This window comes from Stutzerimonas stutzeri (assembly GCF_024448935.1).
In the GTDB taxonomy this organism is placed as follows: Bacteria; Pseudomonadota; Gammaproteobacteria; order Pseudomonadales; family Pseudomonadaceae; genus Stutzerimonas; species Stutzerimonas stutzeri_AO.
Genome location: NZ_JAMOIE010000165.1, coordinates 1 through 3,866 on the forward strand (window position 1 = coordinate 1; position 3,866 = coordinate 3,866).

At 59.8% G+C, this 3,866-nt stretch carries 5 protein-coding genes; 1 reads left to right on the forward strand and 4 read right to left on the reverse strand.

Features of this window, described 5'->3' with window-relative positions; genetic code table 11:
• Window positions 1–348 precede the first annotated feature (348 nt).
• Window positions 349–999: a DNA-binding protein gene (locus NA637_RS24150; RefSeq protein WP_015272395.1), complete on the reverse strand. Its 651-nt coding sequence runs from the start codon at window positions 997–999 to the stop codon at window positions 349–351.
• Window positions 1,000–1,193: 194 nt separating this feature from the next.
• Between NA637_RS24150 and NA637_RS24155 the strand changes: the two genes are divergently transcribed.
• Window positions 1,194–1,406, forward strand: coding sequence for a hypothetical protein (locus NA637_RS24155; protein ID WP_015272394.1), 213 nt, complete (start codon window positions 1,194–1,196; stop codon window positions 1,404–1,406).
• Between the two features lie 438 nt (window positions 1,407–1,844).
• Here NA637_RS24155 and NA637_RS24160 read toward each other — a convergent pair whose 3' ends face one another.
• From NA637_RS24160 to NA637_RS24170, 3 genes are read right to left on the reverse strand one after another with little or no spacing between them, the layout of a single operon-like run.
• Window positions 1,845–2,981, reverse strand: coding sequence for a replication initiator protein A (locus tag NA637_RS24160; protein ID WP_015272393.1), 1,137 nt, complete (start codon window positions 2,979–2,981; stop codon window positions 1,845–1,847).
• On the reverse strand, window positions 2,968–3,585 hold the full coding sequence (locus NA637_RS24165) for a recombinase family protein (RefSeq protein ID WP_015272392.1): 618 nt from the start codon (window positions 3,583–3,585) through the stop codon (window positions 2,968–2,970). The genes NA637_RS24160 and NA637_RS24165 overlap by 14 nt, the downstream gene beginning before the upstream one ends.
• Window positions 3,578–3,781 carry a zinc ribbon domain-containing protein gene (locus NA637_RS24170; protein WP_256075034.1) on the reverse strand — a complete coding sequence of 68 codons (204 nt, stop codon included), beginning with the start codon at window positions 3,779–3,781 and terminating at the stop codon, window positions 3,578–3,580. Before NA637_RS24170 ends, NA637_RS24165 begins: the two co-directional genes overlap by 8 nt.
• Between the last annotated feature and the right edge of the window lie 85 nt (window positions 3,782–3,866).

Below are 3,866 nucleotides of genomic sequence, written 5' to 3' on the forward strand. Positions count from 1 at the left end.
TGGCGCACCAAGAAAAAGCCCGCATCGCGGGCTTGGGGAAGTGCTGATACCGATCAACTCATTAAGTCGGTGATGGTTCGGCCCAGGTTGATAGCGAACAAGAGCAGGGTTAAAACCCAGTACAATGGCAGGCGCTTATCCTTGGCGCTGTAACCCTCGCTGAATCTGTTTTGAGGCGCCGTCGAGGCGTACAGAGCGCCCCGAAAGCCTTTGGGAATGACTACGACAAAGGCGAACAGTAGCCAATCGAAGCCCGTCTCTTGCATGGGGCCGTGATAAGCCAGCCACGCGGCAAAGCCAATCCAGATTAGTGCTATCCATGTGATTGATCTCCCTTTCGTTTGTGGGTTACTTGCCCTTCTTAGCCAGGCCAAGCTGTTTTTCCAGAGCCTCTACCTGACCTTCGGCGCGTGCTGCGCGGTCCAGGGCCTGGCGTTCGCTCTTGCGTGCCTCGATAGCTTCGGAGTCCTTTTCGTTGGCCCTGGTGACAGCCCGGTGGATCTCCTGGGCGCTGTGGTCCTTCTGGTGCTTCAACTCCAGCTCGGCACGTTCTTCCAGGGCGTGATAGTTGGCCTGTAGCTCGCGGTACAGCGCTGCGGTTTCCTCCAGGCCCGCGATCTTGGCGCGCAGGTCGTGCAGCTCTGCATCCATGCTATCAGCTAGGGCAATCGCTTCCTCGGCCTGCTCGCGGATCTGCGCGGCATTCTCTTCGATCACTCGGCGCTTTCCGTCCAGGGCCTGGTCGGCAGCAACACGGGCCAGGTTCCAGATATCGGCGCCGAAGTTCTCCAGCAACTGGGCCAGGGCAGGTGGTGGTGGGTCGATGAGTGGCTGGGCCTCTTGCTGCTTGCGGTTCTTCCACTCGCTCATGGCCTCCTGAATGGTCGTAAAGCTGCCGACGCCACCCAGGCGCTTGCGCACGTTGGCCAGGGTGGGCTTAGTGCCGTCAGCGTCCAGTTCGTCGGCGGCCTTCCAGATCATTTCCTTGGTGAGTGCCATGGGGCGTGCTCCTTTGTATGTTGTAGCGTGTAGTATTATACAACATACTACAAAATACAATACAGCCTAACGCGGCCAGTTGGCCTTGTTGGCTCCGCTCCAGCGCGGCGGGCGAGCCACCGCACCAGAGCGCAGCAGCCGTTCGATTCCACCCTCCTATACTTCAATGCCCCGCCTCCATAGGAGTTGCTGCCATGTATGACGACCAGCCACCCTTCGCACCGTTGCCTCCTAAGAATGACTGCCCGGACGGCATGAGCCACGACCGCACGGTCTACTACGGCATGGCGCAGGGCTTGCTGTCGGCCCTGTTCGTTTCGGGGATCATCAAGCCGTTTGACTATGAGCAACGCCGCGCTGGACTGGTGTGGGAGTACCAGTGGGGCAATCAGGACAACCCGGAGTGATCCCGTGGCGCGTGCACGGTGCCGGTGTCGAACGCTATCCGTGAGTTATCCACAAGCTCAGTCAAATCAGAGCCGTTAAAGGTTTAAGTTAAAAGGTTAATACGCGCGCGCGTTGTTAGCGTTTTGCGAGGCCTTGATTTACCTGGGCTGGCGGGTGGTTCTGGTCCCCGGAGTGACGAAATAGGCGGTCCCTGGAGTGACGAACCCCAGTCCCCGAAGTGACGAATCGGCGGTCCCTAGAGTGACGAATCGCGGTCCCTGGAGTGACGAACCGGCTAGGCCGCGAAATTGGGCGCGGTCCCTGGAGTGACGAATGCGCAGATAAAGCCCCCGAAGGGGCTGCGGTACAGCTCAAGAACGCATGAATCAATAGAGAAAAACCCTTACACATCAGTGGATTGACCCCTTCCGGTCCCTGGAGTGACGAATTGCCATGACTCATGCAGCGGGTGCGGCCTTTGCTTTGCGTGGCGTCTTGATACCGTTGCGCGTGGCTTTGAGCAAGGCCGCTTTGCCGGCGTCGGACTTGTTGAAGAACAACACCGCGTCTTCGTCGGGCAGGTAGGTCATGTAGTAGTCGAGCAAGCTGCCGGCCTCGGCCAGCTCCTTGACCTTGGCGCGAAACTTCTTTTCCGCCTGGGCGCTTCCGACCTTCTTTTGCAGCAGAGTCAGGCCGATCTTCCATTGGCCCTGGCCGCCGCAATGCTTTCGGCAAAGCTCATAGATGCGTTTGGCGATGGCGCTGCGTAGCCCGAAATAGTCGCCCGGAATGGTCAACACATCCATGGCTTTCGCAGCGTTAAATGTGGTGTCGGATACCTTGATCCGAATGGCGCACATGCGGTTCTTGGCGCCCCTGGTGATGATCTCCACGTCATCGAGCAGGCCCACCCAGCGCCGGCTACCGTCACGGTCTTTCGTCGATTCAAAGGTGGCCCGCATGCGAGTACCGGTGAGCCTGTCGAACGCCTTGCTAAGCAGCTCATAGCCGCGCTCGCTGGTACTGCTGCGCGTGAAGCTCAACAGTTCGTGAGCGGTCGTCTCGATAGTCGGTGATACGGCTATGCCGGCGTTGATCGCGGCCACCAGCTTCGACACGCAAAACAGCACGATATCCTTGTCATGCTGGGTCGCCCGACCGGCAACGCTGGGAATGATCTCGATCTTGTTCCCGTTGTGCTCGTAGGTGATCTGCCTGGTGTCTCCGTCTTCCACGGCGTAGATCGGGTGCTCCATTGTAGGCCGCTCGTCCTTGGGGATCGCCGGCAGGCCGGTCGCAATCCAGAAATCGAGCTGCGTTTCGAGCACCACAACTTGCTTGCGGCCCGCTGAGGCCTTCACCGCCTCGCGCCCTGGTGTCTTGTCCTTCGGCTGCTTCGCCTCTTCGCGTTTCAGCCGCTCCGCCGCCTGCTGGTAGGTTTCGCCTGGCCGGGCTTCGGCCTCAATGCGCTTGCGCCACTTGTCGATGTTGATTGCGTCCTGCCCGACCAAGGGGGCTTTGGCCGCAGAGCGACGTTTCGGCAGTGGCGAGGTGGCCAGGTCGGGATCGATATCAAACAACTCATTGGACGACATGCTGGGCCTCCTTGCTCAGATACTTGTAGATGGTGGTTCTGCTGACTTTGAACCTGGCGGCCACGTCGCTGACGGTCGTCAAGGGATCGGCCAGCAGGATCTTGATATCGCGGATCTCCTTCGCTCCAAGCGTCGGCTTGCGACCCCCTTTGCGCCCACGTGCGCGGGCGGCCTCCAGGCCGGCCATGGTCCGTTCGCGGTTTAGCTCGCGTTCGTACTCCGCCAGGGTGGCGAAGACGTTCAACTGCATCCGTCCGCCCGCCGTGCTGGTGTCGATGTGCTCGGTGAGCGATTCAAAGCGAACCTGCATGGCTTCCAGTTGCGCCATGAGCTGGAGCAGGTGGGAGAGGCTGCGACCGAAGCGGGAAAGCTGCCACACGACAACGGTATCCCCTGGGCGGAGTGCTTTTAGCATCTGCTCCAGCTCGGGCCGGTTGGCCCTGGCCCCGCTGATCTGTTCCTCATAGATCCGCGTACAACCAGCGGCGACAAGCGCGTCTCGCTGTAGGTCCAGGTTCTGGTCCTGCTTGCTGGTTCGGGCGTACCCAATGCGCAGGCCTCCGGTCAATATGTCCAGGGTTGAAGAGTCTTTGCCGTTACGCATGGTCACCTCCATGTGGTTGGCCTGGTTTGTCGGTCGATAGCACCACGCCGCCATCCCACTCGGCCACGACCTCGGCCCCGCAACATGTACAAGCGGTCGTCAACTCGGCAGCGGTTTCGGCCAGGTGTAGCTGGCCAGCATGGCCGCATGCGGTGCAACGGTACACGTACAGCGTGGTCGGGATGGGTTTGCTCATCATGGCAATTTCCGTACACCTAATGTAGACACTGAAAAGTTTACGAGAAAGTTAACAGTTATGCCCCAAAAAAAACGCCCCTGGG